The 24,455-nt window shown below is 73.9% G+C and carries 24 protein-coding genes; 6 read left to right on the top strand and 18 right to left on the bottom strand.

Features of this window, described 5'->3' with window-relative positions; translation table 11 throughout:
- Positions 1-5 precede the first annotated feature (5 nt).
- A complete protein-coding gene (locus BLT67_RS11845) occupies positions 6-926 on the bottom strand; it encodes a N5-glutamine methyltransferase family protein (protein WP_092667204.1) in 921 nt (306 codons plus the stop codon).
- Positions 927-950: 24 nt separating this feature from the next.
- Between BLT67_RS11845 and BLT67_RS11840 the strand changes: the two genes are divergently transcribed.
- Together BLT67_RS11840 and BLT67_RS11835 are read left to right on the top strand one after the other, a co-directional pair.
- Positions 951-2,249 carry a M20/M25/M40 family metallo-hydrolase gene (locus tag BLT67_RS11840; protein ID WP_231945491.1) on the top strand — a complete coding sequence of 433 codons (1,299 nt, stop codon included), beginning with the start codon at positions 951-953 and terminating at the stop codon, positions 2,247-2,249.
- The gene (locus BLT67_RS11835; protein WP_092667203.1) at positions 2,249-2,653 is read left to right on the top strand and encodes a hypothetical protein; all 405 of its coding nucleotides are present in this window, start codon (positions 2,249-2,251) and stop codon (positions 2,651-2,653) included. The genes BLT67_RS11840 and BLT67_RS11835 overlap by 1 nt, the downstream gene beginning before the upstream one ends.
- 54 nt (positions 2,654-2,707) lie before the next feature.
- Here the strand turns inward: BLT67_RS11835 and BLT67_RS11830 are convergent, their stop codons facing one another.
- The 10 genes from BLT67_RS11830 to BLT67_RS11785 form a co-directional block, all read right to left on the bottom strand.
- Positions 2,708-3,133 (bottom strand): hypothetical protein, encoded by a 426-nt coding sequence (locus BLT67_RS11830; protein ID WP_092667202.1) that lies wholly within the window; start codon positions 3,131-3,133, stop codon positions 2,708-2,710.
- Positions 3,134-3,342: 209 nt separating this feature from the next.
- On the bottom strand, positions 3,343-4,302 hold the full coding sequence (locus BLT67_RS11825) for a cation diffusion facilitator family transporter (protein ID WP_092667201.1): 960 nt from the start codon (positions 4,300-4,302) through the stop codon (positions 3,343-3,345).
- Positions 4,303-4,315: 13 nt separating this feature from the next.
- Positions 4,316-5,260, bottom strand: a complete 945-nt coding sequence (locus BLT67_RS11820; RefSeq protein WP_092667200.1) for an aldehyde dehydrogenase family protein — start codon at positions 5,258-5,260, stop codon at positions 4,316-4,318.
- Positions 5,260-6,699, bottom strand: a complete 1,440-nt coding sequence (locus BLT67_RS11815; RefSeq protein WP_092667199.1) for an aldehyde dehydrogenase family protein — start codon at positions 6,697-6,699, stop codon at positions 5,260-5,262. Before BLT67_RS11815 ends, BLT67_RS11820 begins: the two co-directional genes overlap by 1 nt.
- An 8-nt stretch (positions 6,700-6,707) precedes the next feature.
- Positions 6,708-7,718 (bottom strand): deoxyribose-phosphate aldolase, encoded by a 1,011-nt coding sequence (gene deoC, locus BLT67_RS11810; protein ID WP_092667198.1) that lies wholly within the window; start codon positions 7,716-7,718, stop codon positions 6,708-6,710.
- Between the two features lie 118 nt (positions 7,719-7,836).
- Positions 7,837-8,781: a bifunctional riboflavin kinase/FAD synthetase gene (locus BLT67_RS11805; protein ID WP_092667197.1), complete on the bottom strand. Its 945-nt coding sequence runs from the start codon at positions 8,779-8,781 to the stop codon at positions 7,837-7,839.
- Positions 8,778-9,191, bottom strand: a complete 414-nt coding sequence (locus BLT67_RS11800; RefSeq protein WP_231945661.1) for a hypothetical protein — start codon at positions 9,189-9,191, stop codon at positions 8,778-8,780. Before BLT67_RS11800 ends, BLT67_RS11805 begins: the two co-directional genes overlap by 4 nt.
- 40 nt (positions 9,192-9,231) lie before the next feature.
- Entirely contained in the window at positions 9,232-9,603 is a 372-nt protein-coding gene (locus BLT67_RS11795) for a hypothetical protein (RefSeq protein WP_092667195.1), read from the bottom strand.
- 12 nt (positions 9,604-9,615) lie between these two features.
- The gene (gene truB, locus BLT67_RS11790) at positions 9,616-10,503 is read right to left on the bottom strand and encodes a tRNA pseudouridine(55) synthase TruB (RefSeq protein ID WP_092667194.1); all 888 of its coding nucleotides are present in this window, start codon (positions 10,501-10,503) and stop codon (positions 9,616-9,618) included.
- A gap of 9 nt (positions 10,504-10,512) precedes the next feature.
- On the bottom strand, positions 10,513-11,211 hold the full coding sequence (locus BLT67_RS11785; protein WP_092667193.1) for a VOC family protein: 699 nt from the start codon (positions 11,209-11,211) through the stop codon (positions 10,513-10,515).
- 92 nt (positions 11,212-11,303) lie between these two features.
- Here BLT67_RS11785 and BLT67_RS11780 point away from each other — a divergent pair, with 92 nt between their 5' ends.
- Positions 11,304-12,284, top strand: coding sequence for a ketopantoate reductase family protein (locus BLT67_RS11780; RefSeq protein ID WP_092667192.1), 981 nt, complete (start codon positions 11,304-11,306; stop codon positions 12,282-12,284).
- Positions 12,285-12,504: 220 nt separating this feature from the next.
- Here the strand turns inward: BLT67_RS11780 and BLT67_RS11775 are convergent, their stop codons facing one another.
- A complete protein-coding gene (locus BLT67_RS11775) occupies positions 12,505-13,206 on the bottom strand; it encodes a nucleoside/nucleotide kinase family protein (RefSeq protein ID WP_092667191.1) in 702 nt (233 codons plus the stop codon).
- A gap of 40 nt (positions 13,207-13,246) precedes the next feature.
- Between BLT67_RS11775 and BLT67_RS11770 the strand changes: the two genes are divergently transcribed.
- Together BLT67_RS11770 and BLT67_RS11765 are read left to right on the top strand one after the other, a co-directional pair.
- Positions 13,247-14,119 (top strand): HhH-GPD family protein, encoded by an 873-nt coding sequence (locus tag BLT67_RS11770; protein ID WP_092667190.1) that lies wholly within the window; start codon positions 13,247-13,249, stop codon positions 14,117-14,119.
- Positions 14,120-14,154: 35 nt separating this feature from the next.
- The gene (locus BLT67_RS11765) at positions 14,155-15,567 is read left to right on the top strand and encodes an RNB domain-containing ribonuclease (protein ID WP_092667189.1); all 1,413 of its coding nucleotides are present in this window, start codon (positions 14,155-14,157) and stop codon (positions 15,565-15,567) included.
- Between the two features lie 90 nt (positions 15,568-15,657).
- Here BLT67_RS11765 and rbfA read toward each other — a convergent pair whose 3' ends face one another.
- The 5 genes from rbfA to BLT67_RS11740 form a co-directional block, all read right to left on the bottom strand.
- A complete protein-coding gene (gene rbfA, locus BLT67_RS11760) occupies positions 15,658-16,092 on the bottom strand; it encodes a 30S ribosome-binding factor RbfA (protein WP_092667188.1) in 435 nt (144 codons plus the stop codon).
- Positions 16,093-16,161: 69 nt separating this feature from the next.
- Entirely contained in the window at positions 16,162-18,882 is a 2,721-nt protein-coding gene (gene infB, locus BLT67_RS11755) for a translation initiation factor IF-2 (RefSeq protein ID WP_092667187.1), read from the bottom strand.
- Positions 18,883-18,915: 33 nt separating this feature from the next.
- Positions 18,916-19,200 carry a YlxR family protein gene (locus BLT67_RS13875; RefSeq protein ID WP_407922525.1) on the bottom strand — a complete coding sequence of 95 codons (285 nt, stop codon included), beginning with the start codon at positions 19,198-19,200 and terminating at the stop codon, positions 18,916-18,918.
- Between the two features lie 283 nt (positions 19,201-19,483).
- Complete coding sequence (gene nusA / locus BLT67_RS11745) at positions 19,484-20,473, bottom strand: transcription termination factor NusA (RefSeq protein WP_092667186.1); 990 nt, start codon at positions 20,471-20,473, stop codon at positions 19,484-19,486.
- Positions 20,474-20,522: 49 nt separating this feature from the next.
- Positions 20,523-21,650, bottom strand: coding sequence for a helix-turn-helix transcriptional regulator (locus BLT67_RS11740; RefSeq protein WP_231945490.1), 1,128 nt, complete (start codon positions 21,648-21,650; stop codon positions 20,523-20,525).
- 161 nt (positions 21,651-21,811) lie between these two features.
- Between BLT67_RS11740 and BLT67_RS11735 the strand changes: the two genes are divergently transcribed.
- Positions 21,812-22,234, top strand: a complete 423-nt coding sequence (locus BLT67_RS11735; RefSeq protein WP_092667185.1) for a hypothetical protein — start codon at positions 21,812-21,814, stop codon at positions 22,232-22,234.
- A gap of 440 nt (positions 22,235-22,674) precedes the next feature.
- Here BLT67_RS11735 and BLT67_RS11730 read toward each other — a convergent pair whose 3' ends face one another.
- Complete coding sequence (locus tag BLT67_RS11730) at positions 22,675-24,447, bottom strand: proline--tRNA ligase (RefSeq protein WP_092667184.1); 1,773 nt, start codon at positions 24,445-24,447, stop codon at positions 22,675-22,677.
- Positions 24,448-24,455 lie beyond the last annotated feature (8 nt).

The following is a 24,455-nucleotide window of genomic DNA, read 5'->3' as shown; positions in this document are numbered from 1 at the left end:
CGCTGTCAGCGGGCCGCGACGAGCACGGTGGCACCGAGCTCGTCGTCGCGGTGCACCTCGACGCGGGCGAGACCGGCGCCCTCGAGGATCTCGATGGCGCCGTCGACCTGGTGGGGCGCGAGCTCGGTGACGAGGATGCCGTCGTCGGCGAGGATCGCCGCGAGCGGCAGCGCGTGCTCGCCGAGCGGGTCGAGCCCGTCGCGACCGCCGTCGAGGGCTGCGCGCGGCTCGGACTCGAGCGTGCCGTGCGGCAGCAGCGGCAGCTGCGAGGTGGGCACGTAGGGCAGGTTCGCGGCGACGACGTCGAACGGGGCGGATGCGCTGATGCCGGTCGGGTCGGCGGGCGCGCCGCCGTCCGCGCGTCGCGCATCGGCGTCGACGAGCGCGGGGATGCTGTCGGCGAGCACGAGGCGAGCCTGCGGGAGGTTGCGCGCGGCGCTCGCGAGCGCATAGCGGTCGTTGTCGACCGCGACGACCTCGATGCCGGGCACGCGGTGGGTCGCGAGCGCCGCGATCGGGCCCGCCCCGCAGCCGAAGTCGAGCAGCCGCGGCCGGCGGCCTCCCTCGCCCCGCGCGTCGCGCACCTCCCGCAGCCGCTCCGCGGCGATGCTCGCGAGCAGCACGGTGCGCGCGCGGGGCACGAAGACGCCGAAGTCGACGTGGATGCGCAGCTCGGCGAACCTCGCGTGCTCGACGATGTGCTCGATGCGCTCGCCGTGCTCGCGGCGGTCGACGAAGCCCTCGAGGCGATCGGCCGCGGCGTCCTCGTCGCCATCTGCCGCTGCTTCGGCGTGCGCGCGGAGCGCCGCGTACTCCTCCTCGGCGAACACGCTGCCGCTCGCGCGCAGCCGCGCGACCAGCGCGCGCGCCTCGTCATCCAGCATGGGGCCCACGGCATCCCCGCGCTCGTCCTCGGGCCGATCCATCGCTCGCGACGATAGCCTGCGCACGTGCGGATCGCCGACGACGCCATCGATCACCTCATCGCGCTCGTGCGCGTGCCGACCGAGTCGCCCGAGCAGCTGCCCGCCTTCCACGAGGCGCTGCGCGAGCGGTTCCCGAGCCTCTTCGCGGCGCTCGAGGTCGAGCAGGTCGGCGACACGCTGCTCGCGCGCTGGCCCGGCCGCAGCGAGGGCGCGTCGGCGCTGCTCATGGCGCACCAGGATGTCGTGCCCGCACCCGACGCGGACGCCTGGACGCATCCGCCCTATGCCGGGCACCGCGACGCGACCCACGTCTGGGGGCGCGGCACCCTCGACGACAAGGGCTCGCTCGTGGCGATCTGCGTCGCGGTCGAGGCGCTGCTCGAGGCGGGCTTCGCGCCTGAGCGCGACGTGTGGCTGCTCTTCGGCCACGACGAGGAGACGATGGGCACCGGTGCCGAGCGCGCGATCGCCGAGCTCGACCGGCGCGGCGTGCGCCCGGCGTGGGCGCTCGACGAGGGCGGGGCGATCATCGAGCCGCCCATCGCGGGGGTCGCGCGCGACGTCGCGGTCGTCGGGGTCGCCGAGAAGGGCTTCGCCAACGTGCGGCTGCGGGTCGCGCAGGCCGGCGGGCATGCCTCGACGCCGCCCGCGATGCCCGCGACCTCGCGGCTCGCGCGGGCGATCCGGCGGCTCGACCGGCTGCGCTGGCCGCGCGCGCTGCCCGAGGCGACGCTGCGCATGCTCGAGCTGCTCGGGGCGGATGCGTCGGGGCCGCAGGGCGCGGTGCTGCGGCGGGTGCGCCGTGCGCGGCCGCTCGTGCAGCGGATCCTCGCGAGGCAGGACGAGACGCGCGCGATGCTGTCGACGACGGCGGTCGTGACGCAGCTCGCCGGCGCCGCCGCGCCGAACGCGCTCGCGGAGGAGGCGGTCGCGGTCGTGAACTGCCGCATCGCGGTCGGCTCGTCGGTCTCGGAGACCGTCGCGCGGATGCGGCGCGCGATCGCGGACGACGCGGTCGAGGTGACGGTGCTGCACGGTCACGGGCCGAGCCCGGAGAGCCCGTCGTCGGGGATCGGCTGGGAGGACGTGTCGGCGGCCGTCGGCCGGCTGCGGCCGGACGTGCTGACCGTGCCCTACGTCATGCTCGGCGGCACCGACGGGCGGCACGCGCACCGGATCACCGACCGCGTGTACCGCTTCACGCCGTTCGCGATGACCCGATCGGAACGGCTCACGCTGCACGCGCGCGACGAGCGCATCCGCATCGACACGTGGCTCGCGGGCTGCCGCTGGTACGCCGACCTCATCGAGACGAGCTGCTGATGACCCGCTTCGCGATCGACGCGCCCGTGGCGCTGCGCCTCGTGCGCGACGGCCTCTCGGCAGGCGAGCACCAGCTCGTGGGCGCGGGCGCGCTGCGCTCGCAGGCGATGCAGCTGCTGTGGGCCGAGGTGCGCGCGGGCGCCCTGCCCGAGGCGGATGCGCGAGCGCTGCTCGAGGCGCTCGCGGCGCTCAAGGTGCGACTGCTCGCCGACCGCGTCTCGCGCTCGGTCGCCTGGAGGCTCGCGGGGCAGCTCGACTGGGAGGACGTGCGCGATGCGGAGCCGCTCGCCGTCGCGTCGCTGCAGGCCGACGTGCTGGTGACCGACGACGCCCGGCTCGCGGCCGCCGCCGACGGGATCGTCGAGCGGGTCGGCTACGACGCGCTGCGGCGCGCGCTCGCCTGAGGCGCAACGCGCGATAGACGCTTCGATGTCCGCGGGGTGCTGGTGCCGCGCCGGTCAGCGGCGGCGCGCCCGCAGCGCCGTCCACGCGTGCAGCGCGGCGACGCCGAGCACCGCGCCGATGAGGAGCGTCATCGCGAAGGCCATGACGAGCGGCTCGCCGGTGACGATGCTCGCCACGACGCCGACGGCCGCGACCGCGACCTGGGCGAGCGTTGCCGTCACCCAGCCGGCCGGCAGCGGCCACGAGGATCGCCACCACGAGCCGTGTGCCGCGGCCGCGCAGAGGTACATGGCGACGACCATGCCGAGCATGACGGGCCAGGTGGTGGACTCCTCGCCGAGCGCGAGCGCGAGCAGCACCCAGGTCGGGGGGAACAGCGCGCACAGGTAGCGGCCCACGACCATGAGCGGCGTCGCGGGCGGCGCAGTGTCGTCCAGTCGCCCCGACACCGGGTTCGGCACCCGCGCCGTCTGCTCCATCGCCACCTCCTGGCTCGATGATGCCCGAGGGCGTGGCGGCGCGTCCACCGATCGTGCCCTCGTGCCCGCACGATCGTTGCGGCGAGTCGGGCCAGAGCGACGGTGCGGAGCGCAACTCGCCGCAACTCTGCCTCGGGGTGCGACCCGCGCGTCGGGGCGACCCGCTTCGCCGCCGCGGCGGCGGGTGCGGGCGGATGCGCGGGGGCGGGTCAGGCGTGCAGGTGGGGCTCGTGATCGGCGTGGCCGGGCGGCTCGAGCTGGAAGGTCGCGTGCTCGAGCGCGAGCGGGAAGTGCTCGGCCGCGCACTCCTGCAGCGCGTCGAGCACGCGCGGGGCGTGGCCGTCGGCGAAGCAGCGCTCCTCCACGACGACGTGCGCGGTCAGCTGGTGCAGCCCGGTGCCGAGCGTCGAGGCGTGGAGGTCGTGCACCGAGACGACGTGCTCGATCTCGAGCAGGTGCGCGCGCACGTCGTCGAGGTCGAGCTCGGCCGGCACCGACTCGAGCAGGATCCGGCCGCTCGCGCGCAGCAGCGCGATCGAGCGCGGCACGATGAGGGCCGCCACGAGCGCGCTCGCGATGAGGTCGGCCTGCTGGAAGCCCCACAACCAGATGGCGACGGCCGCGGCGATGACCGCGACCGAGCCGATCGCGTCGTTGAGCACCTCGAGGAACGCCGCCCGCAGGTTGAGGCTCGAGCCCCGGCCGCCGGCGAGCACCGCGAGCGAGACGAGGTTGCCGACGAGCCCGACGACGCCGAACGCGAGCAGCAGCGGCCCCGGCACCTCGGTCGGCTCGCCGAGCCGCCGCACGCCCTCGATCACGACGACGAGCGCGACGATCAGCAGCGCCGCCGCCTGCGCGGCCGCCGCGAGCACCTCGACGCGCACGAGCCCCCACGTGCGGCGGCCCGTCGGCGGTCGGCGCAGCAGCCGCTGCGCGACGAGCGCGACGCCGAGCCCCGCGACATCCGTGAGCATGTGCACGGTGTCGACGAGCAGCGCGAGCGAGCCGGTGAGGATCGAGCCGATCACCTGCGCCACGAGCAGGGCGGCGGTGATGCCGAACGCGACCGCGACGCGGATCGTGGCCGACGCATCCGCCGGGCCGGACGCATCGCTCTGGCCCGGCCCATCGGCGCCGCCGATCCCGTGCGCGTGACCCCCCGACACCGCTACCGCCGCACTACAGGCGCGACTTGGTGTGCCAGACCGTCTTCGTCTCGGTGAGCTCGAGGATGCGCTGCGGCGTCTGGGGCGCGAGGCCCGGCTCGGGGCGCAGGACGCGCTTGAGCGTGTCGGCGGCGATCTGCTCGAGGTCGACCCAGTCGAGGTCGCCCGCGCCGGTGAGGTCGAGCGCGTTGACGTCGGCGTGGCCCGCGAGCCACGGCGCGAGCTCGGCCGCATCGCCGGTGAGGATGTTGACGACACCGCCGGGCAGGTCGCTCGTCGCGAGCACCTCGCCGAGCGAGATCGCCGAGAGCGGCGCGGATGCGCTCGGCACGACGACGACGGCGTTGCCGGTCACGAGCGCGGGCGCGACGACCGAGGTGAGCCCGAGCAGCCCCTGCTGCTGCGGCGCGACGATCGCGACGACGCCCGTGGGCTCGGGCACCGAGAGGTTGAAGTAGGGCCCGGCGACCGGGTTGGCGTTGCCGCCGATCTGGGCGATCTTGTCGGTCCAGCCCGCGTGCCACACCCACAGGTCGATCGCGTCCTCGACCTGGCGCTGGGCGCGCGCGGCGGTGAGCCCCTCGGTCTGCGCGAGCTCGTCGACGAACTGGGCCTTCCGGCCCTCGAGCACCTCGGCGATGCGGTAGAGCACCTGTCCGCGGTTGTAGGCGGTCGCGCCGGCCCAGCCCGACTGCGCCTTGCGGGCGGCGCGCACGGCGTCGCGCGCGTCCTTCCGCGACGCCTTCGCGACGTTGGCGACGAAGCGGCCCCGCGCATCCGTCACCTCGGTCGTGCGGCCCGACTCGGAGCGCGGGAACGCGCCGCCGATGAAGAGCTTGTAGGTCTTGGGCACGCTGAGCCGATCGGACGAAGGGCGCGTGGATGCGGTGCGCGCGGATGCGGTGCGCGCGGCCGTCGAGGTCGAGCGCTGCGCCGTGGTCGTCTTGGGAGTCGCCATCACTTGCCTGCCTTCAGGTACGCCTGCATGCCCTGCCGGCCGCCCTCGCGGCCGTAGCCCGACTCCTTGTAGCCGCCGAAGGGGCTCGCCGGGTCGAACTTGTTGAACGTGTTCGTCCACACGACGCCCGCGCGCAGCTTGTCGGCGACGGCGAGCACGCGGGAGCCCTTGTCGCTCCAGATGCCGGCCGAGAGGCCGTAGGGGGTGTTGTTCGCCTTGGCGATCGCCTCGTCGGGCGTGCGGAACGTGAGCACCGACAGCACCGGCCCGAAGATCTCCTCGCGCGCGATCGTCGACGACGCCTCGACGCCGGTGACGACGGTGGGCGCGAACCAGTAGCCCTCCTTCGGCAGCTCGCACGGCGGGCTCCACGCCTCGCCACCCTCGGCGACGCCCTGCTCGACGAGGCGCGTGATGCGCTCGAGCTGCGCGGTGGAGTTGATCGCGCCGACGTCGGTGTTCTTGTCGAGCGGGTCGCCGAGGCGAAGGGTCGCCATGCGCTCCTTGAGGCGATCCATCACCTCGTCGTGCACGTTCTCCTGCACGAGCAGGCGGCTGCCGGCGCAGCACACCTGGCCCTGGTTGAAGAAGATGCCGTTGACGATGCCCTCGATCGCCTGGTCGAGCGGGGCGTCGTCGAAGACGATGTTCGCGCCCTTGCCGCCGAGCTCGAGCGTGAGCTTCTTGTCGGTGCCGGCGAGCGCCTTCGCGATCTCGCGGCCGACCGCGGTCGAGCCTGTGAAGGCGACCTTGTCGACGTCGGGGTGGCGCACGAGCGCCGCGCCCGTCTCCCCGGCGCCGGTGATGAGGTTGACGACTCCGGCGGGCAGTCCTGCCTGCTCGCAGATCTCGGCGAACAGCATCGCCGTGAGCGGCGTCGTCTCGGCGGGCTTCAGGACGACGGTATTGCCCGCGGCGAGCGCCGGGGCCACCTTCCACGACAGCATGAGCAGCGGGAAGTTCCACGGGATGACCTGCGCGGCGACGCCGTGCGGCCGCGGGTTCGCGCCGAGGCCGACCCAGTCGAGCTTGTCGGCCCAGCCCGCGCAGTGGAAGAACCACTGCGAGACGAGCGGGATGTCGGCGTCTCGGGTCTCCTTGATGGGCTTGCCGTTGTCGAGCGACTCGGCGACCGCGAGCTCGCGCGCGCGCTCGGCGAGGATGCGGGCGATGCGGAAGAGGTACTTGCCGCGGTCGCGGCCCGACATCGGGCCCCAGACCTGCTCGTAGGCCTTGCGCGCTGCGCGGACCGCCGCATCCACGTCGCCCTCGTCGGCGGCGGCGAAGGTGGCGATCTCGCGCTCGGTCGCGGGCGAGACGGATGCGAACGGCGTGCCGGAGCCCGCGCGCCACTCGCCGTCGATGTAGAGCCCGTAGGACTCCCGCAGGTGCAGGATCGAGGTCGACTCGGGAGCCGGTGCGTAGTCGAGGAATGTCATCGGGGCCTTCAGTCGATCGTGACGTAGTCGGGGCCGGAGTAGCGGCCGGTGGCGAGCTTCTGGCGCTGCAGCAGCACGTCGTTGAGCAGGCTCGACGCGCCGAAGCGGAACAGGTGCGGGTCGAGCCACGCCTCGCCGCAGGTCTCGGCGACCGTGACGAGGTACTTGATGGCGTCCTTCGCGGTCGAGATGCCGCCCGCGGGCTTGACGCCGATGCGCTCGCCCGAGAGCCGCTCCCAGTCGCGCACGACCTGCAGCATGAGCAGCGTCACCGGCAGCGTCGCCGCCGGCTGCACCTTGCCGGTGGAGGTCTTGATGAAGTCGCCGCCGGCGAGGATCGACAGCCACGAGGCGCGGCGCACGTTGTCGTAGGTGACGAGCTCGCCCGTCTCGAGGATGACCTTGAGGTGCGCGAAGGTGCCGTCGTCGCGGCGGCAGGCGTCCTTCGTCTGCACGATCTCGTCGAAGACCTTGCCGTAGTTGCCCTCGAGGAAGGCGCCGCGGTCGATGACCATGTCGATCTCGTCGGCGCCCGCGGCGACGGCGTCCCGGGTGTCCTGCAGCTTGACGGCGAGGCTCGCGCGCCCGGCGGGGAACGCAGTCGCGACGGCCGCGACGTTGATGCCGTCGTCCTTGCCGGCGCTCCACGCGCCGCCGAGCGCCTCGACGGCGTGGCCGACCATGTCGCCGTAGACGCACACCGCGGCCGGGCGCGGAGTGGCGGGGTCGGAGGCGTCGGGCACGAGCGCCTTCGCCACGAGCGAGCGCACCTTGCCGCGCGTGTCGGCGCCCTGCAGGGTCGTCAGGTCGATCATGCGGATCGCGAGGTCGAGGGCCGCGCGCTTGGAGGTGGTCTTGATCGAGCGGGTGCCGAGCGAGGCGGCGCGCGCCTCGAGCCCGACGGCGTCGACCGTCGGCAGGCCCTCGAGGTGGCGGCGCAGCGCCACCTCGCTGAGGTCGCCGCCGAGCAGCTGGACGGCGCGCTGCGCCGGCGCGAGAGCTTGACTGGAAGTGGTCACGCTGATCCTTCTCCTCAGGCCGCGGTGCGGGTCTCCGCCAGGGGTGTCGCGGCGTGCGGGTGCACGGCAGTCTACCGAGCCGCGGCGGCAGCCGCGCAGCGGCGGCCGGACGCGCGGATCAGGCGTCGTCGACGGGCAGCGCCGCGATCGCCTCGCGCGTGAACGCGACGTCGCGGCCCATCTGCTCGATGAGCTGCTCGAGGCCCTCGAAGCGGTGCATCGGCCGCACGAAGTCGACGAGCTCGAGCTCGATCGGCCGGTCGTACAGGTCGAGGTCGACGTCGAGCAGGTAGGCCTCGACGGTCTTCGCCTGGACGCCGTCGAAGGTGGGGTTGTCGCCGATCGAGACCGCCGCCGGGAACGTGCCGGCGTCGACGTGGGCGATCGCGGCGTAGACGCCGTCGGCCGGGATGAAGCCCTCGACGGGCGTGCCGAGGTTGGCGGTCGGGTAGCCGAGCGCCTTGCCGCGCTGGAAGCCGCGCACGACGTCGCCGCGCAGCAGGTGCCGGCGGCCCAGCATCTCGTTGGCCTCGCGGATGCGGCCGAGCTCGAGCGCCTCGCGGATCCAGGTCGACGAGACGCGGCGGCCGTCGGTGAAGCAGATGTCGTCGATCGACTCGACCCGCACGCCGCGCGGACCGGCGAGCTCGCGCAGCAGCGCGGGGGTGCCGGCGCCCTTGAAGCCGAAGCGGAAGTCATCGCCGACGAGCAGCACCCGCGCCCCGAGGCCGTCGAAGAGCACGCGCTCGGCGAACTCCGTCGCGTCCTGCGACGCGGCCTCCTTCGTGAAGGGGATGACGACGACGCGGTCGGCGCCCGCCTCGTGCAGGAGCGCGACCTTGTCATCGAGCGAGACGAGCGGCAGCGGCGCGATGTCGGGCCGCACGACCTCGAGCGGGTTGCGGTCGAACGTGACGACGGTCACCGCGAGCCCGTCGGGCTCGGCGATCGCGCGCAGCTGCTCGAGGATGCGGCGGTGGCCGATGTGCACGCCGTCGAACTTGCCGATCGTCACGGCGCTCGGCACGGCCTCGAGCTCCTCGATCCAGCCGAGCGGGCTCACGCCGCGACCTCGCGATCTCGGCTGGCGCGCAGCCACCACAGGCCGAGGAACGGCAGCACCGCGGGGATGAACAGGTAGCCCATGCCGAAGTAGCTCCAGACCGAGTCGTGCGCGAACAGCGCCGGTGCCAGCAGCGACAGCGAGCCGACGACGAGCACACCGACGAGCTCGAAGCACACTGCCGCGAACGCGACGCGGCGCGCGGCGTCGCTGCGCATCGCGAGCGCGACGGTCGCGACGATGTAGACGACGGCGGCGACGGCGCTCAGCGTGTACGCGAGCGGCGCCTCGTCGAAGCGCTGGACGATCTGCACGAACGAGCGCCCCGTCGCGGCGAGGGCCAGCACCGCGTAGACCGCGATGAGGACGCGCCCGATGCCTGCATGCCTGCGTTCGCTCACTCGATCGATTCTACGCGCGGCGGGGCGCCCCGCTCGACGGAGGGTGCGCTCAGGCGACCTGCACGAACCAGATCTGGTGCATCCGGTAGACCATGACCGCGCACGCGAGGATGCCGATCCCCACGACGAGGGTCGACCACTCCCCCTTCTTGTCGATGAGCGCCCACAGCACCGCGGCCGGCGGGATGACGACGGCCGTGATGAGGTACGTCCAGTACTCGAGCAGGTCGCCCGTGGGGCCGGCGCCGGCGATCGGCGCGATGATCGACGCCACGACCTGCACGACGAGCGTCAGGAACGTGAGCGCAGCGGCGCCCAGCACCCAGTCACCGAAGGGCCTGCGCATGATCCCGGCGATCGCGACGACGGCGCCGATCGCGCCGAGCGCGATCGCCTGCGCGAGCATGAGCCAGCTGATCACTCGTCCTCCAGGTCAGGTCGGGAAGTTCGTCACCGGCAGCAGCCGGTTGCCCGAGACGCGGGCGATGCCGACGAGCCGGTCGCCGTGCACGGCCGCGACGACGCCGTGCTCGCCCGCGAGGGCGGGCGTGCGGCGGCCGTGCGCGAGGTTAGCGGCGCGCTCGTCGTCGAGCCGAGCGACCGGCAGGATGCGGGATGCGGCTGCGGCGGGCGGCAGCAGCAGGGCCGCGGCCGGCTCGGGCAGCGCGTCGGCGAGCGGCGCGCCCGCGACCGCGAACGGCCCGATGCGCGTGCGGCGCAGCGCCGTCAGGTGCCCGCCGACGCCGAGCGCCTCGCCGAGGTCGCGGGCGAGCGCGCGGATGTACGTGCCGCTCGAGCAGTCGACGACGACGTCGACCTCGGCGCGCGCGCCGGGCCGGAACGCGAGCACGTCGAACCGGGCGACGGTGACGGGCCGTGCGCGGAGCTCGACCTCCTCGCCGGCGCGCACGCGGTCGTAGGCCCGCTGCCCGTCGACCTTGATCGCGCTCACCGCCGACGGCACCTGCTCGATGTCGCCCGTGAGGGCAGCCATCGGGCCCGCGAGGTCCGCGCGCGACACGTGCGACGCATCCGCCGTCGTCGTCACCTCGCCCTCGGCGTCGTCGGTCGTCGTCGCGGCGCCGAGCGCGATGGTCGCGGTGTAGGTCTTGTCGAGGCCGACCATGTGCGTCAGCAGGCGCGTGGAGGGGCCGATGCCGAGGATGAGCAGGCCCGTCGCCATCGGGTCGAGCGTGCCCGCGTGACCGACCTTGCGGGTGCCGAGCGCGCGGCGCGCGCGGCTCACCGCGGTGTGGCTCGTGATGCCGCCGGGCTTGTCGACGAGCAGGATGCCGTCGGGGGTCGGAGGGGCGTCAGGCACCCTGCGAGCCTAGTCATCGTCGGCGGCGGCGTCCTCCTCATGGTCCTCGACGTCGGGCCACGCGGCGATGTCGATGCCGTGGTTCTCGGGCGAGGCGATCGTCCACCAGCCGTACGGCGACGCGTCGACGAGTCGGCCGCCGGCCGCGAGCGCCGCGTCGACGCGCGCCCGCGCCTGGTCGGCGGGCACCGAGATGTCGATGTGGGTGCGCCCGCGGCCAGGCTTGGGCGGATCGAGCTCGTGGACCCACACGTGCGGGTTGCGGCGATGCGGATCGATCGCATCCGCGTCGTCGACGTGCTCGTAGCCGAGCACCGCCGACCAGAACGGCCGCACGTCGACGCCGCGGTCCTGCGCGACCGCGAGCCCGAGCACCATGAGCTGCGAGGGATCGGGCCTGCCGCCCTCGGCGCGCACGACCTCCGAAACCCGGCGTGCGAGCTCGGCGTCGATGGCGCTCAGGCTGCCGTTGCGCTGCGTGAAGGTGCGCAGCGTGATCCCGTGCGGGCGCACGTCGACGTCTGGCTCATGCCCGACCTCGGCGACCACGCGGGCGACGGCTCCGACGAGCCGGGCGGCATGGGCGAAGCCGTCGCACGCGTAGAAGGCGTGCGCGCCCCAGTAGAGCACGCGCCAGTCCTCGACTCCCGGCCGTGCGTGGAACTCCTTCGCCGTCATGCGCAGCGGCGGTGCGGCTCGCTCCTCCACGGCTGCCCCCCTCCCGCGCACGCCGTCGTGCGCGTGCCGCCACGGTAGGCGGCGGCGCGCCCGACCGCCAGTGCCGCTATAGCCTGACCGGCATGGACAGGCAGCGGATCGCGGTGATCGGCGCGGGCGCGATCGGGGGTGTGATCGCAGCCCGGCTGGATGCGGTCGGGCACGACGTGACCGTCACCGCGCGCGGCGAGAACCTCGCCGCGATCCGCGAGCGAGGCCTCCGCATCGCGGGCGGCTTCGGCGCGCACACGGCGCGCGTCACGGCGCTCGAGGCGCTTCGGGAGGCACCCGATGCCGCGATCCTCGCGGTCAAGACCACGGGCTCCGTCGCAGCGCTCGAGGCCAACCGCGCCGCGCTCGCCGGGGTGCCGCTGCTCGTCATGCAGAACGGGCTCGGCGGCGAGCGCGCGGCCGCGCGGCTCCTCGGCCACAAGAGCGTCGCGGGCGGCATCGCGCTCATGGCGGCGAACTCGCTGCAGCCGGGCACCGTGACCGTCACCGCGCCCGGCGACACGATCGTCGGCGGCGCCGAGGGCGAGCGCTTCGCGGCGCTGCTCGGCGAGGCGCTGCCGACGAGCCGGACGCCGTCGATCGAGGGCGCACAGTGGACGAAGCTGCTCATCAACATGGTGAACGCCATCCCCGCGATCGTCGGGCACTCGGTGCAGGACGTCATCCGCGACCCGGGGCTGCGGCGCGTGATGCTCGCCTCGATGCGGGAGACGGCGCGCACGGGCCTCGCCGCGGGCGTGCGGTTCCAGCCGCTGCAGGGGCTCACGCCGCTGCTCGTGCGGGTCGTCGCCTACGCTCCCCGCCGCATCGCGCAGCAGATCCCGCTGCGGATCAAGGACCGGCTCGGCGATGTGCCCAACATGGGATCGACGCAGCAGTCCATCCGTCGCCGGCAGCCCACCGAGGTCGACGCGATCAACGGCGCCGTCGTGGCGGAGGCGGCGCGGATCGGGATCGAAGCGCCCGTGAACGCCGCACTCGTCGAGCTCGTGCACGAGGTCGAGCGCACCGGCGAGTTCCTCGCGCCGTCGGTGGTGCGGCAGCTGGCGTAGGAGCGCGCCGCGGGGGCGGCTGCGGGTCTCGTGACGCGTGCGCCTCCGGCGCGCGCTCCTCGACCGGCGAGGGAGCGGGTCTCGTGACGCGAGCGCCTGCGGCGCGCGCTCCTCGACCGGCGAAGGAGCGGGTCTCGCGACGCGAGCGCCTGCGGCGCGCACTCCTCGACCTTGAGCCCTCCGGGCGCAACGCCGCTGCGCGGCATTGCGTCCTGCGGGCTCAACAGGAATCGGCGAAGGACTGGATGGGCTTGCGCCAATCGGTGTTGTCGACCACGAACAGCGCCTTCCGGCGCGGGTCCACCTGGCGCTCGTAGTGGTCGTGCGCCTCGCGGTAGCGCCGGTGCGAGGCGTGCTGCACGTCGGGGTGGGCGCCGTCGCGGGCGCGCAGCCGCTCCCCCCGCACGCGGTCGTCGGCCTCGAGGAAGAGCACCGCGTGCCACTTTCCGGCGAGCGCCGGGCGCTGCAGGAACACGCCGTCGACGATGAGCACCGCGTCGGGGCCGGCCGTCTCCCACTCCATCTCGACCGGCGCATCGCGGTGGAGGTCGAACGCGCGCGTCATGAACCCGGTCGAGCCGCCCATGCGGAACGGCTGCAGCAGCACGCGGTCGAGCAGCTCGACGTCGAACGCATCCTCGTAGTAGCCCTTCGGCGAGTCGCGCCCCTGCCGGTAGCGGAACGCCTGCGGGCGGTGGAAGTCGTCTGCGCTGGCCCGGAACGCCTCGACGCCGGCGCGTGCGAAGGCCACCTGCAGCGCATCCGCGAAGTGCGTCTTGCCCGTGCCGTCGCGGCCCTCGACCGCGACGAGCCGGCGACCGCGCGGGTTGCGCCGCAGCATGAGCTCGGTCAGGCGGGTGTACAGCGCCTTCTGCTCCGGCGTCCACGACGCCGCCCGCATGAGGAGTGCACGGTCTGCCATGCCGCCAGCCTAGGCCGAGCGCCCCGTCTACGCTGGCAGGATGCCCGCCGCCCTGCCCCTCGGCTCGCTCGCCGACTGGTATCTCAGGAGCGCCCGCGACCTGCCGTGGCGTCGCCCGGACTTCGACGCGTGGGGCACGCTCGTGAGCGAGATCATGCTGCAGCAGACGCAGGCGGCGCGCGTCGCGGTCGAGATCGACCGCTGGCTCGAGCGCTGGCCGACGCCCGCCGACCTCGCCGACGCGCCCACCCACGAGGTGCTGCGGCAGTGGGGCACGCTCGGCTACCCGCGCCGGGCGCTGCGCCTGCAGGACACCGCGCGCGCGATCGTCGAGCGGCACGGCGGCGAGGTGCCGAGGGACGTGGATGCGCTGCTCGCGCTGCCGGGGATCGGCGACTACACCGCGCGGGCCGTCGCCGTGTTCCACTTCGGCGACCGCCACCCGGTCGTCGACACGAACGTGCGCCGCGTCGTCGCGCGCGCCGTGCACGGGCAGGGCGAAGCCGGGCCCGCGAAGCGGCGCGACCTGGCCGACGTCGAGGCCCTGCTGCCCGCGGACCCGGCCGACGCATCCGTCGTCTCGATCGCGCTCATGGAGCTCGGCGCGCTCGTGTGCACCGCCCGCGCGCCGCGCTGCGAGTCGTGCCCCATCGCCGACGCGTGCGCGTGGCGGGCGGCGGGCTACCCGCCGTACGAGGGGCGTCGCGCGCCGCGACAGGCGCGCTTCGCCGGCAGCGACCGGCAGGCGCGCGGCACGGTGCTGCGGGCGCTCCGCGGCGTGGACGTGCCGCTCGCCGAAGCGGAGATCGCCGCGCTGTGGCCCGATGCCGAGCAGCTGGAGCGCGCGCTCGCATCGCTCGTCGCCGACGGGCTCGTCGTGCGCGACGGCGCTTCGGTGCGCCTGCCCCACTGACGGCACCGCTCAGCGTCGGGGCCTAGGTTGGGCGCATGCCGGCACGACACCAGCGACTGCAGGAGACGACGGACGAGCTGCGCGCGGCGCTCGCGGCCATCCGGGAGGAGCTCGGGCTCACCGAGGCGTTCCCGCCCGAGGCGGTCGCCGAGGCCGAGGCCTTCGCCGCCGCCCCGCGGCTGCCCGAGGCGGACGCGACCGCGATCGGGTTCGTGACGATCGACCCGCCGGGCTCGACCGACCTCGACCAGGCGTTGCACCTCGAGCGCGACGGCGACGGCTACGTCGTGCGCTACGCGATCGCCGACGTGCCGGCCTTCGTCGAGCCGGGCGGGGCGATCGACGCCGAGGCGCGCCGCCGCGGCCAGACGATGTACGCCCCCGACGGGCGCGTGCCGCTGCACCCGCCGGTCGTGAGCGAGGGCGCCGCGAGCCTCCTCGAGGGGCAGGAGCGTGGCGCCTACGTGTGGACGATGCGGCTGGATGCGGCCGGTGACGTCGTCGGGACGGCGCTCGAGCGCGCCCGGGTGCGGTCGCGCGAGCAGCTGACCTACGCCGAGGCGCAGGAGCGCATCGACGCGGGCGACGCGATGCTCGGGCTGCTGCGCGACGTGGGCGAGCTGCGCATCGCGCTCGAGGAGGCGCGCGAGGGAGCCAGCCTCGACATGCCCGAGGAGCAGATCACCCGCCACGGCGATCGCTTCGTGATCGAGCGCCGCGAGCTGCTGCCCGTCGAGCGATGGAACGCGCAGCTCTCGCTCATGACCGGCATGGAGGCGGCGAACCTGCAGCTGCGCGCGAAGCGGGGCGTCCTGCGCACGATGCCGCAGCCGCCCGAGAGCGACGTGCGCCGCTTCCGCAAGGAGGTGCACGCGATCGGCGAGGAGTGGGCCGAGGGCGAGCACTACGGCACGTTCCTCAGGCGGCTCGACCGCTCGAAGCCGACGACGCTCGCGATCCTGCAGGCGGCCCGGCGGCTGTTCCGCGGGGCCGGCTACACGGTGCTGCACGACGGGTCGATGCCTGCCGAGCTCGAGCAGGCGGCGATCGGCGCGCCCTACGCGCACGCGACGGCGCCGCTGCGGCGGCTCGTCGACCGCTACGTGCTCGTGCACTGCGAGGCGATCGCGAACGGGCGCGAGATCCCCGAGTGGGCCGCCGCGGGGCTCGAGGGGCTGCCGGAGATCATGGCCGAGTCGAGCCGCGTCGCCGGCACGCTCGAGCGCGAGTCGATCGACGCGGTCGAGATCGCGCTGCTCGCCGGACGCATCGGCGAGGAGTTCGACGCGGTCGTCGTCGAGGCCCGCAAGGAGGGCGCGACGATCCAGCTGCTCGATCCCCCGACCGAAGCGGCGTGCGACACGGCGGCGGAGCCGGGCGAGCGCATCCGCGTGCGCCTCACCGAGGCCGACCTCGCCGCACGCCGCCTGCGCTTCGCCGACGCGTAGCCGCTCCGACGCGCGAAGACCGGTACCGATCTGTCGCGGCGCTGCGCGCCGCGCGGCTATCCGGTACCGGTCTGCGGATCGTGCGGCGCGCTACTCCTCGTCGGCCTCGCGGGGCTTGCGGTAGGGGTCGGCCTCGCCGGCGTACTGCGCGCCCGCGGCCGCCTCGTGGCTCGCCCGGTCGCGCACGCGCGCCTCGTCGAGCAGGTGCTCGATCGACGCGGCGTTCTCGGGCAGCGCGTCGAGGAAGAAGTCGATCGACGGCGTGAGCCGCAGGCTCAGCCCCTTGCCGATCTCGCGCCGCACGACGCCCTTCGCGCTCGCGAGCGCCTTCGCCGTGTCCTCGCGCTCCTCGTCGGTGCCGAGCACCGTGTAGAAGATCGACGCGTGCTGCAGGTCGCCCGTGACCCGGACATCCGTGATCGTCACGAAGCCCAGCCGCGGATCCTTGACCTCGCGCTCGAGCGCCCGCACGGTGATCTCGCGGATGCGGTCGGCGACCTTCCTCGCCCGGGGGTTCTCGCTCATGGCTCTCCTCCTGATGTGGCTGCAGACGGCAGTGGGGCGGCCGGAGCCGCCCCACCACCGTATTGCGCGTCAGACGCGCGGCTTCTCGACCATCTCGATCGTCTCGATCTCGTCGCCGAGCTGGATGTCGTTGAACTTGCCGAGGCCGATGCCGCACTCGAAGTCCGTCTTCACCTCGGTGACGTCGTCCTTGAAGCGGCGCAGCGACTCGATCGCGAGTCCGTCGGCCACCACGACGCCGTCGCGGATGATGCGTGCCTTCGCGTTGCGGGTGATCGTGCCCGAGCGGACGATGCAGCCGGCGATGTTGCCGAACTTCGAGGAGCGGAACACCTCGCGGATCTCGGCGACGCCCGACTGGACCTCCTCGTACTCGGGCTTGAGCATGCCCTTGAGCGAGTTCTCGATGTCCTCCAGCGCACCGTAGATGACGCTGTAGAAGCGGACGTCGACGCCCTCGCGGGCGGCGCGCTCACGAGCCTTCGTGTCGGGACGGACGTTGAAGCCGATGATCACGGCGTCGTCGACCGTCGCGAGGTTCACGTCGGACTCGGTGATCGCGCCGACGCCGCGGTGGATGATCCGCAGATCGACCGTGTCGTCCACCTCGATCTTCATGAGCGACTCCTCGAGCGCCTCGACGGCACCCGAGACGTCACCCTTGATGATGAGGTTGAGCGTGTCGACCTTGCCCTGCTCGAGCTGGGTCTTCCAGTCCTCGAGCGACAGGCGCTTGCGGGCCTTGGCCAGCTGAGCGTTGCGCTCGACGGCCTCGCGCTTCTCGGCGATCTGGCGCGCGGTGCGGTCCTCCTCGGTGGAGATGAAGGTGTCGCCTGCGCGAGGGACGCTCGAGAGGCCCTGCACCTGCACGGGCATCGACGGGCCGGCCTCGTCGACCGGCTCGCCGCGGTCGTCGATCATCGCACGCACGCGGCCGTAGGCCGTGCCTGCCACGATCGCGTCGCCGACGCGGAGCGTGCCCGACTGGATGAGCACGGTCGCCACCGAGCCGCGGCCCTTGTCGAGCTTCGCCTCGATCGCGACGCCGCGCGCCTCCTTGTTCGGGTTGGCACGCAGGTCGAGGCCGGCGTCGGCCGTGAGCAGCACGGCCTCCAGCAGCTCGTCGATACCGGTGCGCGCGAGCGCCGAGACGTCGACGAACATCGTGTCGCCGCCGTACTCCTCGGTGACGAGGCCGTACTCGGTGAGCTGCTGGCGCACCTTCGCCGGGTTGGCGTCGGGCTTGTCGACCTTGTTGACCGCGACCACGATCGGCACGCCTGCGGCCTGCGCGTGGTTCAGCGCCTCGACCGTCTGCGGCATGATGCCGTCGTCGGCGGCGACCACGAGGATCGCGATGTCGGTCACCTGCGCACCACGCGCACGCATGGCGGTGAACGCCTCGTGGCCCGGGGTGTCGATGAAGGTGATCGAGCGGTCCTCGCCCTCGTGCTCCTGCCACACCTGGTAGGCGCCGATGTGCTGCGTGATGCCGCCGGCCTCGCCCTCGATGACGTTGGCGTCGCGGATCGCGTCGAGCAGGCGCGTCTTGCCGTGGTCGACGTGGCCCATGACCGTGACGACCGGCGAGCGGTACTCGAGGTCCTCGTCGCTCTCGTCCTCGAGCTCCTGCTCGAGGTCGATGTCGAAGGACTCGAGGAGCTCCTTGTCCTCGTCCTCGGGGCTGACGATCTGGATGCGGTAGCCCAGCTCCTCGCCGAGGATCTCGAAGGTCGACTCGTCGAGCGACTCCGTCGCCGTCGCCATCTCACCGAGGTGGAACAGCACGGTCACGAGGTCGCCGGGGCTCGCGTCGATCTTCTCGGCGAAGTCGGCGATGGATGCGCCGCGGCGCATGCGGATGACGGTCGAGCCGTCGCCGCGGCGGACCTTGACGCCGCCGATCGACGGGGCCTCCCGCATCTCGAACTCGAGCCGCTTCGTGCGCTTCGACTTGCGCGAGCGGGCCTTGCCGCCGCCCTTGCCGAACGCGCCGGCAGTGCCGCCGCGACCGCGACCGCCGCCGCGACCCGCGAACGCGGGGCCGCCGCGACCGGGAGCGCCGCGACCGGGCGCGCCCTGGCCAGGACGCTGGAAGCCGCCGCCGGCGCCGCCGGGGCGACCGGCGCCGCCGCCGCGCGGAGCACCGGGGCGAGGCGAGCCGGGACGCGGGGCGCCCGGGCGGGGCGCGCCGGGGCGCGGGGCCGCCGGGCGGGGGCCGCCGGCGCCCTGCTTGCTCGTGAAGGGGTTGTTGCCGCCGCGCGGGCGACCCATCCCCTGGCTCGAGGCGAACGGGTTGTTGCCGGGACGGGGCGCGCCGGGCCGGCCCATGGGGCGCGGGATGGCGTTGGGCGTGGGGCCGGCGGCCGCGTCGCCGGGCTTCGGAGCCTGCGACGCGGGGGCGGCTGCGGGCTTCGCCGCGGGTGCGGGCGCGGTCTCAGCGGCCGGCTTCGCCTCGGCCGCCGGCTGCGGTGCAGCGGCGGGCTGGGCGGGGGCGGGCGCGGGCGACGCCTTCGGCGCGGCCTTCGCGGGCGACGCCTTGGGCGCGGCCTGCGCAGGCTTCGCGGCAGGCTCGGCCCTCGCCGCGCCGTGCTCCGCCTCGAGGGCGGCCTTGAGCTTGCGAGCCACCGGGGGTGCCACGGCCGAGGCCGGTCCCTTGACGAACTCGCCCATCTCCTTGAGCTTAGCCATGGCGACCTTGCTCTCGACGCCGACTTCGGCGGCGATCTCGTGAACGCGTGGGTTTGCCACTTCTCTCCTGTCCTGGTCCGCCCAGGACAGGGCGGACATCACTTGCTGACGGGTCTCATCTCGAGCCGCTCATCAGTTGTCCATGTGCCGTTCATTCCTTCGGTCGGGGCTCGGATCGAGCCCGTCCAGTGCCCATCGTTCGATGGGTGAAGCATCCAAGTGCCGCTGGCGCAGGGCCCGCGGGAGGGCGCGCATCGCGCGCTCCACGCACCGCTGCGTCGGATGCACCCACGCGCCTCGGCCCGGCAGCCGCCGATCGGGATCGATGACCGCCTGGCCGTCTCGCGCAGCGATCCGCACCAGGTGGGCGGGTTCGGTGCGCGCGCGACAGCCGAGACACGTACGGATGGTGACCACTCTACAGGACGACACGCCCGGGCGGTGGAGCTCCAAGGGCGGCGACCCTTTCGGGTCGACGCCGCGACCCCAGCCCGGACGCCCGTCCCGGGCGTCGGCCCTATGGCCTCCCCGAGCGAGCGACGGGTCTCGTGACGCGAGGCCGCTGCGCGGCCGCGCTCCTCGACCGACGAAGGAGGCGTCAGTCCTCCATCACCGAATCGGGCTGGATGTCGATCTTCTCGCTCGCGAGAGGCCCACCGGGCCTCCCGCTCCCGACCGCTCAGATCGTCGCGGGGAGGCGTCAGTCCTCCATCACCGAATCGGGCTGGATGTCGATCTTCGCGCCCGTCAGCTTGGCGGCCAGACGGGCGTTCTGCCCCTCTCGGCCGATCGCGAGCGAGAGCTGGAAGTCGGGCACGAGGGCGCGGACGGCCTTGGTCTTCGCGTCGAGCATGAACGCATCCGAGACCCGTGCGGGGCTCAGCGCGCTCGCGACGAAGGCCGGGAGATCCTCGGAGAAGTCGACGATGTCGATCTTCTCGTCGCCGAGCTCGGCCTGGACGGCGCGCACGCGAGCGCCGAGCTCGCCGATGCACGCGCCCTTCGCGTTGATGCCGGGCTGCGTCGCGCGCACGGCGATCTTCGACCGGTGGCCGGCCTCGCGCGCGATCGCGACGATCTCGACCGCGCCGGAGGCGATCTCGGGGACCTCGAGCGCGAACAGCCGGCGCACGAGCGACGGGTGGGTGCGGCTCACGGTCACCTGCGGGCCGCGCTGGCCGCGCTCGACGCGCGTGACGTAGACGCGCAGGCGCTGGCCGTGGCGGTACTCCTCGCCGGGCACCTGCTCCTCGGGGGGCAGCAGCGCCTCCATGTCGTCGCCGAGCTTGACGTGCACCATGCGCGGGTTCGTGCCCTGCTGCACGACGCCGGCGATGATGTCGCCCTCGCGGTCCTTGTAGGCGCCGAGCACGCTCTCGTCGCTCTTGTCGCGCAGCGCCTGGAAGATGACCTGCTTGGCGGCCGTCGCGGCGATGCGGCTGAAGTCGTCGGTGTTCGCGATCGACTCGCCGATGCGGTTGCCGTCCTCGTCGAGCTCGGGCTCGTAGAGCGTGACGTCGCCGGTCTTGCGGTCGACCTCGACGCGGGGCTGCGGCGCGGCGGGGTCGTGCTTCTCGCCCGAGCGCAGGTGCGCCTGCAGGATCGCCTGCTCGATGATGCGGATGAGGTCGTCCTGGGAGATCTCCCGCTCGCGCTCGACGGTCTTCAGCACGCTCAGATCGATCTTCACTTGTGGCTCCTCTTGTCCTGCGGTCCTGTCGGCACCGGATGCCGACCGGTCAGTCTACCGCCTCGTCGGCCTTCCTCGCAGAGGGCCGCTCCTCCCCCGCGGTGCCCCGATGCCACGCCGTCGCTGCGGCGACGCGGCGGTGCAGATCGGGCGAGGCGGGGATGCCGAGCTTGGCGAAGACGGCCCCGACGTGCTTCTCGACCGCCGAGACCGACAGGTGCAGCTCGCTCGAGATCGCCGCGTTCGAGCGGCCCTGCGCGACCCGCTCGAGCACGGCGCGCTCGCGCGGCGTGAGCGATGCGAGGAGCGCCCGCGCGGCGTCGGGAGGCGGCGCGACGGGCTCGAGCCGGCTCCCGAGCGCGTCGACGCGGGCAGCGATGTCGGCGAGGTCGCGACGGATGCGCTCGGCGTCGGGCTCGCCGCGCGAGCGCGAGCCCGCGGCGAGCGCGATCGGCAGCAGCGGGGCCGTGACGAAGAACAGCGCATCGGTGACGACGCGCGAGGCAGCCGGCGTGACGGCGCCGAGCAGCACGACCGAGGCGAGCACGGCGAGCGCCGCGAGCGGGAGCTGCAGGCGCACCCGCAGGTCCCGATCGCCCAGGATCCAGCGCGCGACGCCGACGGCGGTAGCCGCGAGCGGCAGCGCGAAGATCGCGGCGCCCCACGCTGCGAGCGTCGGCGGCAGCACTGCGGCGACCGGCGGGAGCGGGGTGCCGCCCAGCACGGCGGGCGATGGCCCGGAGAGCGCCGCGGCGAGCGCGAGCAGCAGCGGCGCGACGACGAGCGACCAGGTCCATCGCGGCGCGCGAGGCCCCGGGTAGCCGGCCGCGAGCGGGACGAGGAGCGCGAACGAGGCGCCGAAGACCGCTTGCGACAGCGCGTGCAGCACCGAGGGGACCGACCCCTGCTGCACGGAGAGCGCGACCGCCGAGAGCGCGAGCGCGACCAGCTGAGCGGCCCCGATCGCGAGCAGGCAGGCGCACACGAAGCCCGAGGCCCGCCAGCGCGTCGCGACCGCACCCGTGACCACGAGCATCCACGGCACGAGCAGCACCGGCAGCGCATCGACGACGACGACAGCGGGCGCGAGCAGCACGGCCGCGCTCGCGATCACGGCGGCGGCGACGCCGGCGACGCGCGCGCCGGACATCGACCGCGAAGAAGGCGGCGCTGCCATGCGTGCATCCTGCCATCGGAGGCGCAGGGCCGCGAGCGCGCTCGGAGCCGGTCGTGCGGCCAGCCGCAGCCCGCATGAGGCCAGCCCCATCCCGCCCGGCGACTGCCCGCGCCTACCGTCGCACCGAGCGGCCGACCGTCGGCCGCGGAGCGAGGAGCACCATGTCCACCACCGCATCCGACCACCCCGCCACGTCGCCCGCGCACGAGCGGGAAGCCGCCGGCCCGCGCAGCTCCGGCCGCCGCGCGACGCGCATCGGCCAGGGCATCCTCATCGTGCTCAGTGCGATGTGCGCGGTGATCGGCGCGAGCACGATGTTCGTCGACGACCCGTTCGAGCCGACGGCGACGACGATGATCGCCTCGTTCGGCATGCTCGCCGGCGCGTTCGGCATCGGCGCCGCGCTCGCCGCGCCGCGATCGCTGCTCGCACGGCTCTCGCTGTGCGCGCTGCCCGTCTTCTTCGCGTGGCACGTGGTCGCGCTCGGCACATGGGTGCCGGATGCGGTGCTCGGCGCGGTGAGCGTCGTCGGCGTCGTGCTCGTCGTGGTGGGGTCGCGGGGCGGGGCGGCTCCGGTCTCGTGACGCGCGCGCCTTCGGCGCGCGCTCCTCGACCTGCGGCGGTGATGCGTGCGCCTGCGGCGCGCGCTCCTCGACCTGCGGCGGTGACGCGTGCGCCTGCGGCGGCGGGTCTCGTGACGCGGGCGCCTGCGGCGCGCGCTCCTCGACCTGCGGAGATGATGCGTGCGCCTGCGGCGGCGGGTCTCGTGACGCGTGCGCCTGCGGCGCGCGCTCCTCGACCTGCGGAGGTGATGCGTGCGTCTGCGGCGGCGGGTCTCGTGACGCGTGCGCCTTCGGCGCGCGCTCCTCGACCTGCGGAGGCGACGCGGGCGCCTTCGGCGGCGGGTCTCGTGACGCGTGCGCCTGCGGCGCGCGCTCCTCGACGTGCGGAGGCGACGCGGGCGCCTGCGGCGCGCGGGTCTCGTGACGCGTGCGCCTTCGGCGCGCGCTCCTCGACCTGCGGGTCAGCGGCCGAGGGCCGCCTCGAGGGCGTCGAGCTGCACCGTCTCGCGCTCGCCCGTCGCGCGGTCCCACACCTCGACGAGCCCCGCCGGCGCATCGCGGCCGACGACCACGACCTGCGGCACGCCGATGAGCTCGGCGTCGCCGAACTTCACACCCGGCGAGACCTTCGGCCGGTCGTCGTAGAGCACCTCGAGGCCGCGCGCCTCGAGCCCCGCGATGACGCCCTCGGCGATCGTGAACACCGCCTCGTCCTTGCCGGTCGCGACGACGTGCACGTCGAACGGCGCCACCTCGCGCGGCCACACGAGCCCGCGCTCGTCGTGCGCGATCTCGGCGATCGCGGCGAGGTTGCGGGTGACGCCGATGCCGTAGGAGCCCATCGTGACGGTGACGAGCTTGCCGTTCTGGTCGAGCACCTGCAGGCCCAGAGCCTCGGCGTACTTGCGGCCGAGCGCGAACACGTGCCCGACCTCCATGCCGCGCTCGAGCGTCACGGGGCCCGAGCCATCGGGGGCCGGGTCGCCGTCCCGCACGCTCGCCGCCTCGACCCATCCGTCGCCGGCGAAGTCGCGCCCCGCGACCAGCCCGAACACGTGCTTGCCCGGCTCGTTGGCCCCGGTGATCCAGGCGGTGCCGTCGACGACCCGCTTGTCGAGCAGGTAGCGGATGCCGGTGGCGGCCTCCTCGCCCAGCACCGCGCCTGCGGGCGACCACGGGCCGATGTAGCCCTTCACAAGGCCCGGGTTGGCGGCGAAGTCGGTCTCGTCGGCCGCCTCGACCTCGGCCGGCTGGAACGCGACCTCGACGCGCTTCTGGTCGACCTCGCGATCGCCGGGCAGGCCGATGACCACCAGCTCGCGGCTGCCATCCGGGTGGGTGAGGCGCAGCACCACGTTCTTCAGGGTGTCGGCGGCCGTCCAGTCACGGCCGTCCTCGCGCGGGAAGCGCGCGTTCGCGTCGGCGACGAGCGTCTCGATCGTGGGGGTGTCGGGCGTGTCCCGCACCACCGCATCCGCCTGGCCCTCGATCGGCAGCGGCTCGGGCGCGATCGTCTCGAACCGCTCGACGTTGGCGGCGTAGCCGCCGGCCGAGCGCACGATGGTGTCCTCGCCGACCGGCGAGGGGTGCAGGAACTCCTCCGACTTCGACCCGCCCATCGCGCCCGCGTCGGCGGCGACGATGACGTAGTCGAGGCCGAGCCGCTGGAAGATGCGCTCGTACGCATCGCGCTGGCGCTGGTAGCTCGCCTCGAGCCCCTCGTCGGTCGTGTCGAACGAGTAGGCGTCCTTCATCGTGAACTCGCGCGCGCGCAGCAGGCCCGCGCGGGGGCGCGCCTCGTCGCGGTACTTGTCCTGGATCTGGAAGAGCGTGAGCGGCAGTGCCCTGTAGCTCGACACGAGATCCTGCACGAGGAGCGTGAAGACCTCCTCGTGCGTGGGCGCGAGCAGGTGGTCGGCGCCCTTGCGGTCCTGCAGGCGGAAGATGCCGTCGCCGTACTCGGTCCACCGGCCGGTGAGCTCGTACGGCTCGCGCGGCAGCAGGCCCGGGAAGAGCACCTCCTGCGCGCCGACCGCCTCCATCTCCTCGCGGATGATGCGCTCGATGTTGCGGCGCACGCGCAGGCCCAGCGGCAGCCACGAGTAGAGGCCGGCGCCGGCGCGGCGGATGTAGCCCGCGCGCAGCAGCAGCCGGTGGCTCGCGACCTCCGCCTCGGCCGGGTCGTCGCGGAGCGTGGTGAAGAACAGCTGGGAGAGGCGGATCACCCTTGCGATTCTAGGGT

This window comes from Agrococcus carbonis (assembly GCF_900104705.1).
Taxonomy (GTDB): Bacteria; Actinomycetota; Actinomycetes; order Actinomycetales; family Microbacteriaceae; genus Agrococcus; species Agrococcus carbonis.
This window is presented reverse-complemented; position numbering and strand designations above follow the sequence as displayed.

What these genes read in the sequence shown, in the direction of transcription:
- BLT67_RS11845 (WP_092667204.1), bottom strand. Translation starts at nt 926, where the DNA reads ATGGATCGGCCCGAGGACGAGCGCGGGGATGCCGTGGGCCCCATGCTG.
- BLT67_RS11835 (WP_092667203.1), top strand. Translation starts at nt 2,249, where the DNA reads ATGACCCGCTTCGCGATCGACGCGCCCGTGGCGCTGCGCCTCGTGCGC.
- BLT67_RS11830 (WP_092667202.1), bottom strand. Translation starts at nt 3,133, where the DNA reads ATGGAGCAGACGGCGCGGGTGCCGAACCCGGTGTCGGGGCGACTGGAC.
- BLT67_RS11820 (WP_092667200.1), bottom strand. Translation starts at nt 5,260, where the DNA reads ATGGCGACTCCCAAGACGACCACGGCGCAGCGCTCGACCTCGACGGCC.
- BLT67_RS11815 (WP_092667199.1), bottom strand. Translation starts at nt 6,699, where the DNA reads ATGACATTCCTCGACTACGCACCGGCTCCCGAGTCGACCTCGATCCTG.
- BLT67_RS11780 (WP_092667192.1), top strand. Translation starts at nt 11,304, where the DNA reads ATGGACAGGCAGCGGATCGCGGTGATCGGCGCGGGCGCGATCGGGGGT.
- BLT67_RS11775 (WP_092667191.1), bottom strand. Translation starts at nt 13,206, where the DNA reads ATGGCAGACCGTGCACTCCTCATGCGGGCGGCGTCGTGGACGCCGGAG.
- BLT67_RS11770 (WP_092667190.1), top strand. Translation starts at nt 13,247, where the DNA reads ATGCCCGCCGCCCTGCCCCTCGGCTCGCTCGCCGACTGGTATCTCAGG.
- BLT67_RS11765 (WP_092667189.1), top strand. Translation starts at nt 14,155, where the DNA reads ATGCCGGCACGACACCAGCGACTGCAGGAGACGACGGACGAGCTGCGC.
- rbfA (WP_092667188.1), bottom strand. Translation starts at nt 16,092, where the DNA reads ATGAGCGAGAACCCCCGGGCGAGGAAGGTCGCCGACCGCATCCGCGAG.
- infB (WP_092667187.1), bottom strand. Translation starts at nt 18,882, where the DNA reads ATGTCCGCCCTGTCCTGGGCGGACCAGGACAGGAGAGAAGTGGCAAAC.
- BLT67_RS11740 (WP_231945490.1), bottom strand. Translation starts at nt 21,650, where the DNA reads ATGGCAGCGCCGCCTTCTTCGCGGTCGATGTCCGGCGCGCGCGTCGCC.
- BLT67_RS11735 (WP_092667185.1), top strand. Translation starts at nt 21,812, where the DNA reads ATGTCCACCACCGCATCCGACCACCCCGCCACGTCGCCCGCGCACGAG.